This is a genomic window from Sphingomonas sp. CFBP 13720 (assembly GCF_014842075.1).
Taxonomy (GTDB): domain Bacteria; phylum Pseudomonadota; class Alphaproteobacteria; order Sphingomonadales; family Sphingomonadaceae; genus Sphingomonas.
On the sequence record NZ_JACYVA010000019.1, the window covers coordinates 1 to 5,662 of the forward strand.

Below are 5,662 nucleotides of genomic sequence, written 5' to 3' on the forward strand. Positions count from 1 at the left end.
TGGTGTTGGTTGCGGGGACAGGATTTGAACCTGTGACCTTCAGGTTATGAGCCTGACGAGCTACCGGGCTGCTCCACCCCGCGCCACCGTGTGCGTCCGAGTAGTGGACGAAGGGGGTAGGGACATTGTGTATGGGTTATGTGCACCGGCTTCAATGCCTGGCGACGACCTACTCTTCCATTGCTTGAGCAATAGTACCATTGGCGCAGGCTGGTTTCACGGCCGAGTTCGGGATGGGATCGGGTGGTTCACAGACGCTATAGCCACCAGGCAATGAAGCGGGTGCACATGTTTTTCAAATCGATTTGTTCAGGGCTGAGGGTGTCGACCACGTCGGACGTTAGCCAGTGCTGACGTTGATGGTGGGACTCTACAAGCGCGAATAGGACAATTAGTATCGGTTAGCTTCACGCATTACTGCGCTTCCACATCCAATCTATCAAGGTCGTGGTCTCCGACCGTCCTAAGAAATCTTATCTCGAGGGAGGCTTCCCGCTTAGATGCTTTCAGCGGTTATCCCGTCCGTACATAGCTACCCTGCTGCGCCGTTGGCACGACGACAGGTACACCAGAGGTACGTTCACCCCGGTCCTCTCGTACTAGGGGCAACTCCTCTCAAATTTCGACGCCCACGGCAGATAGGGACCAAACTGTCTCGCGACGTTCTGAACCCAGCTCACGTACCACTTTAATTGGCGAACAGCCAAACCCTTGGGACCTGCTCCAGCCCCAGGATGTGATGAGCCGACATCGAGGTGCCAAACAACCCCGTCGATATGAGCTCTTGGGGGTTATCAGCCTGTTATCCCCGGCGTACCTTTTATCCGTTGAGCGATGGCCCTTCCACGAGGGACCACCGGATCACTATGACCGACTTTCGTCTCTGCTCGACTTGTCAGTCTCGCAGTCAGGCTGGCTTATGCCATTGCACTCTAACAGACGGTTTCCAACCGTCCTGAGCCAACCTTCGCGCGCCTCCGTTACTCTTTAGGAGGCGACCGCCCCAGTCAAACTACCCGCCACAGAGGGTCCCTCGCCCAGTTTCATGGGCGCAGGTTAGACATCAGAAAACAACAGGGTGGTATTTCACCTATGGCTCCACGTCAGCTGGCGCCGACGCTTCAAAGCCTCCCACCTATGCTACACAGTTCTTTCCTAATGCCACTCTGAAGCTGCAGTAAAGGTGCACGGGGTCTTTCCGTCTAACCGCGGGTACTCCGCATCTTCACGGAGAATTCAATTTCGCTGAGCATGTCCTGGAGACAGTGGGGAAGTCGTTACGCCATTCGTGCAGGTCGGAACTTACCCGACAAGGAATTTCGCTACCTTAGGACCGTTATAGTTACGGCCGCCGTTTACCTGGGCTTCATTTCAGAGCTTGCACCCCTCCACTTAACCTTCAGGCACCGGGCAGGCGTCAGGCCCTATACGTCGTCTTGAAGCCGACTTAGCAGAGCCCTGTGTTTTTGCTAAACAGTCGCTACCCCCTGGCCTGTGCCCCCCACAAGAGCTTGCGCCTATGTGGGGCCTCCTTCTTCCGAAGGTACGGAGGCAATTTGCCGAGTTCCTTCAGGACACTTCTCTCAAGCGCCTTGGTATACTCTACCTGACCACCTGTGTCGGTTTCGGGTACGGTCTATACGGTGGGGCTATTTCCCGGGACAACTTCGAAGCCAGCTCAATCCGATAAGAGCTGACAACACACGTCATCCGTCACACACCACCAGGCCCACGAATATTAACGTGGTTCCCATCGACTACCCCCTTCGGGCTCGTCTTAGGGGCCGGCTCACCCTGCGCGGATTAGCCTTGCGCAGGAACCCTTGGTCTTTCGGCGAAAGGGCATCTCACCCTTTTTATCGCTACTCATGTCTGCATTCGCACTTCCGATACCTCCACGACCCATTACCAGATCGCTTCTCAGGCGTACGGAACGCTCCGCTACCGCGTGGATATAAATCCACACCCTAAGCTTCGGTGCGTGTCTTGAGCCCCGTTACATCTTCGCCGCAGGAACCCTTGTTTAGACCAGTGAGCTGTTACGCTTTCTTTAAAGGATGGCTGCTTCTAAGCCAACCTCCTGGTTGTTTTGGGATTCCCACATGCTTTCCCACTTAGACACGACTTGGGGACCTTAGCTGTAGGTCAGGGCTGTTTCCCTTTTGACGACGGACCTTAGCACCCGCCGTCTGTCTCCCGGATATCACTCTTGGGTATTCGGAGTTTGGTTAGTGTTGGTAGATCTCGCGACCCCCGCAACCATCCAGTGCTCTACCCCCCAAGGTGTCCATCCGAGGCACTACCTCAATAGTTTTCGCGGAGAACCAGCTATTTCCCGGCTTGATTGGCCTTTCACCCCTAAACACAACTCATCCGGTAACTTTTCAACGTTAATCGGTTCGGACCTCCAGTGGGTGTTACCCCACCTTCATCCTGGTCATGCCTAGATCGCCGGGTTTCGGGTCTAATCCGTCAAACTATGGTCGCCCTATTCAGACTCGCTTTCGCTGCGCCTACACCTAACGGCTTAAGCTTGCTTGACAGATTAAGTCACAGACCCATTATGCAAGAGGTACGCTGTCACCCCATAAAAGGGCTCCAACTGCTTGTAGGCAATCCGTTTCAGGTACTGTTTCACTCCCCTCATCGGGGTGCTTTTCACCTTTCCCTCACGGTACTAGTTCGCTATCGGTCATGTACGAGTATTTAGGCTTGGAGGGTGGTCCCCCCATGTTCAGACAGAATTACACGTGTTCCGCCCTACTCGAGTCCTGATGTTTCATTTTCGCATACGGGGCTGTCACCCGCTATGGCCACACTTTCCAGAGTGTTCTGCTAATTCACCATCAGGCACTGGCCTGGTCCGCGTTCGCTCGCCACTACTAACGGAATCTCGGTTGATGTCTTTTCCTCCGGGTACTGAGATGTTTCAGTTCGCCGGGTTCGCTTCTCGAAACCTATGTATTCAGTCTCAAGATACCTTGTCCACCTAACCCTGCATGCCGTTGCCGACATTCAGGATTAAACGGATAGGTGGGTTTCCCCATTCGGAAATCGTCGGGTCAAAGGTTGCTCACACCTCACCGACGCTTATCGCAGCGTGCCACGTCCTTCATCGCCTGTACATGCCAAGGCATCCACGAATTGCCCTTACCTCACGCTTGAGAGTCCACACCACCAACGACAACACTGGATCGGCCTTGCGGCCGACACGAAACTCGGCAGAGCAGCGCGTCGTGGTTGTTTTGGTGTGGTCAACATACTCAGCCTTGAATGTGAGGTCGTGTCCCGAAGCCCCATGCCGGCAAACCTTGCGGCCTGCTGCCATGTGTCCGAACCCACGCCTCACGGCATCGATTTGAAAAACCCATTCACAATGTCAAATACCGGAAGCGGCGATCTAACGCCCTTCCTCCCCGTGTCAATCACGGGGATCTCGTTCTCTTCATCAATCTATCTAAGCAGCAGATGCGTGGTGGAGCCTATCGGGATCGAACCGATGACCTGATGCTTGCAAAGCAACCGCTCTCCCAGCTGAGCTAAGGCCCCATCGCGCCGCGTCACGATGAAATAGCAAATCGCTATTTCACGAGGACGCCAGCGCGGCCGGCGTAGCATCCGCTACGACCGACGACGCAGGCTTTGCCTGCGGCGCTGACTCAAGCACCCGTCTATATGGTGGGCCGAGTAGGAGTTGAACCTACGACCTCACGCTTATCAGGCGTGCGCTCTAACCACCTGAGCTACCGGCCCAAACGTGCCCGCACGCCCGTCAGTCGCAGCAAAGCTGCGCCTTGTGGGCGCGCTCTGCAGCGCTGGCCGAGCTTGTCGGCGTCCAAAATAGCTTGTCGCTATTTCGTCTCGCCGACTGCGCTTTAGATTGATGAAGGGACATGAGGACGGCGGCTTAATGTTCTGCGGAAGGTACGAAGCTCTTCCTCACATCAAGCGAGGCGCTTTCGGACCATACCTTAGAAAGGAGGTGATCCAGCCGCAGGTTCCCCTACGGCTACCTTGTTACGACTTCACCCCAGTCGCTGAACCCACCGTGGTCGCCTGCTTCCCTTGCGGGTTGGCGCAACGCCTTCGGGTGAATCCAACTCCCATGGTGTGACGGGCGGTGTGTACAAGGCCTGGGAACGTATTCACCGCGGCATGCTGATCCGCGATTACTAGCGATTCCGCCTTCATGCTCTCGAGTTGCAGAGAACAATCCGAACTGAGACGACTTTTGGAGATTAGCTCACCCTCGCGGGATTGCTGCCCACTGTAGTCGCCATTGTAGCACGTGTGTAGCCCAGCGCGTAAGGGCCATGAGGACTTGACGTCATCCCCACCTTCCTCCGGCTTATCACCGGCGGTTATCTTAGAGTCCCCAACTAAATGATGGTAACTAAGATCGAGGGTTGCGCTCGTTGCGGGACTTAACCCAACATCTCACGACACGAGCTGACGACAGCCATGCAGCACCTGTGTTCCAGTCCCCGAAGGGAAGAAATCGATCTCTCGAAGTCGTCCGGACATGTCAAACGCTGGTAAGGTTCTGCGCGTTGCTTCGAATTAAACCACATGCTCCACCGCTTGTGCAGGCCCCCGTCAATTCCTTTGAGTTTTAATCTTGCGACCGTACTCCCCAGGCGGATAACTTAATGCGTTAGCTGCGCCACCCAAAGACCAAGTCCCCGGACAGCTAGTTATCATCGTTTACGGCGTGGACTACCAGGGTATCTAATCCTGTTTGCTCCCCACGCTTTCGTACCTCAGCGTCAATACCAGTCCAGTGAGCCGCCTTCGCCACTGGTGTTCTTCCGAATATCTACGAATTTCACCTCTACACTCGGAATTCCACTCACCTCTCCTGGATTCAAGCGATGCAGTCTTAAAGGCAGTTCTGGAGTTGAGCTCCAGGCTTTCACCTCTAACTTACAAAGCCGCCTACGTACGCTTTACGCCCAGTAATTCCGAACAACGCTAGCCCCCTCCGTATTACCGCGGCTGCTGGCACGGAGTTAGCCGGGGCTTATTCTCCCGGTACTGTCATTATCATCCCGGGTAAAAGAGCTTTACAACCCTAAGGCCTTCATCACTCACGCGGCATTGCTGGATCAGGCTTGCGCCCATTGTCCAATATTCCCCACTGCTGCCTCCCGTAGGAGTCTGGGCCGTGTCTCAGTCCCAGTGTGGCTGATCATCCTCTCAGACCAGCTAAGGATCGTCGCCTTGGTGCGCCTTTACCACACCAACTAGCTAATCCTACGCGGGCTCATCCCTAGGCGATAAATCTTTGGACTTACGTCATCATCCGGTATTAGCAGCAATTTCTCGCTGTTATTCCGAACCTAAGGGCAGATTCCCACGCGTTACGCACCCGTGCGCCACTATGCCCGAAAGCATCGTTCGACTTGCATGTGTTAGGCATGCCGCCAGCGTTCGTTCTGAGCCAGGATCAAACTCTCAAGTTTGATGTTCCAAATACATCCAGTGGAATAACCAGACATACTCGGCTCACTTCAAGGAGCCGGCTCTGCACATTACAATATGGTGGTTGTAACGAGACATATGAACCGACTTAGCTTTAAACGATACCATGACACCTTGTATGCCATGAACCGCAAGCCGCCGCCCACATGTCCCTTCATCTCATCAACAATGTCAAAGAACC

The 5,662-nt window shown here is 54.7% G+C and carries 3 tRNA genes and 3 rRNA genes; all 6 read right to left on the bottom strand.

Annotated elements, in window-relative coordinates:
- Positions 1-6: 6 nt before the first annotated feature.
- A tRNA-Met gene (locus IFT55_RS17055) sits at positions 7-83 on the bottom strand.
- Between the two features lie 73 nt (positions 84-156).
- Positions 157-271 (bottom strand): 5S ribosomal RNA (gene rrf / locus IFT55_RS17060).
- Positions 272-371: 100 nt separating this feature from the next.
- Positions 372-3,164 (bottom strand): 23S ribosomal RNA (locus IFT55_RS17065).
- A gap of 309 nt (positions 3,165-3,473) precedes the next feature.
- Positions 3,474-3,549, bottom strand: a tRNA-Ala gene (locus tag IFT55_RS17070).
- 127 nt (positions 3,550-3,676) lie between these two features.
- A tRNA-Ile gene (locus IFT55_RS17075) sits at positions 3,677-3,753 on the bottom strand.
- Between the two features lie 222 nt (positions 3,754-3,975).
- Positions 3,976-5,462, bottom strand: a 16S ribosomal RNA gene (locus IFT55_RS17080).
- Together the 16S, 23S and 5S rRNA genes with 3 tRNA genes alongside form the textbook arrangement of a ribosomal RNA operon.
- Between the last annotated feature and the right edge of the window lie 200 nt (positions 5,463-5,662).